Annotated in this window: 1 protein-coding gene; it reads left to right on the top strand. The window is 64.3% G+C overall.

The genetic code is table 11. The features are described from left to right. Positions 1-107 precede the first annotated feature (107 nt). Positions 108-1,092 (top strand): IS481 family transposase (locus A5688_RS22025; RefSeq protein ID WP_067835025.1); only part of this gene is annotated, 985 nt, incomplete at its 3' end.

The raw sequence follows: 1,092 nt of genomic DNA, 5'->3' as shown, positions 1-1,092 counted from the left end.
TGTACTGACCACGGACGTTGGTGACGGCGTGGCGTGGTGACATGACGAAGACCTCCGAGTGAAGTGCGAGCTGTCTAGGAACGCACTAACTCACCCCGGAGGTCTTCGTGTCCCACCGTAATGCTCCCTTGTCCGAAACCGGACGTCTGCGCCTGGCCCAATGTGTTGTCGATGATGGTTGGCCGTTGCGGCGAGCTGCCGAACGGTTCCAGGTTTCAGCAACGACGGCGTGGCGGTGGGCCACCCGATACCGCGCTCTGGGGGCTGCGGGCATGGCCGACCGCAGTTCGCGGCCGCATCGCAGTCCCCGGCGCATTCCGACACGTACCGAGCGACGGATCATCAACGTCCGGATCCTGCGGCGCTGGGGACCCGCACGGATCGGGTATCTGCTCGGCGTTCATCCCTCCACGGTGCACCGGGTGCTGACCCGCTACGGCCTGGCCAAACTGCGCTGGCTGGACCGTGCGACCGGGAAAGTCGTGCGCCGGATGGAATCAGCGCACTGTGGCGATCTGGTCCACGTCGACGTCAAGAAACTGGGCAAGATCCCCGCCGGCGGCGGCTGGCGAATGCTGGGCCGATCGGCGGGCAAGCACAACGCACAGGCCGATCGCAGCAGCGGCGTCCTCGACAAGTACTACCGGCCGGTGCGCGGATATCACTTCCTGCACACCGCCATCGACGCGCACTCACGGCTGGCCTACAGCGAGTTGTTGACCGATGAACGCAAGGACACCGCGGCAGCGTTTTGGATCCGGGCCAACACATGGTTCACCGAATGCGGGATCACTGTTCGAAAAGTGTTGACCGACAACGGATCTTGCTACCGATCCCACGCATTCGGCGACGCACTCGGCGACATTGAGCATCGCCGCACCCGGCCCTACCGACCCCAGACCAACGGCAAAGTCGAACGATTCCACCGCACCCTGGCCGACGAATGGGCCTACGCCCAGCTCTACACCAGCGACACCGAACGCTGCGAGGCCTTTCCCAAGTGGTTACACACCTACAATCACCACCGCGGCCACACCGCACTCGGCGGCCAACCACCCGCCACGCGCGTACCTAACCTCTCAGGTCAGTACA

Origin of the sequence: Mycobacterium mantenii (assembly GCF_001667865.1) — a bacterium.
GTDB lineage: Bacteria > Actinomycetota > Actinomycetes > Mycobacteriales > Mycobacteriaceae > Mycobacterium > Mycobacterium mantenii_A.
Note: the sequence above shows the minus strand (reverse complement) of the source record. Positions and strands in the feature narration are given on the sequence as shown.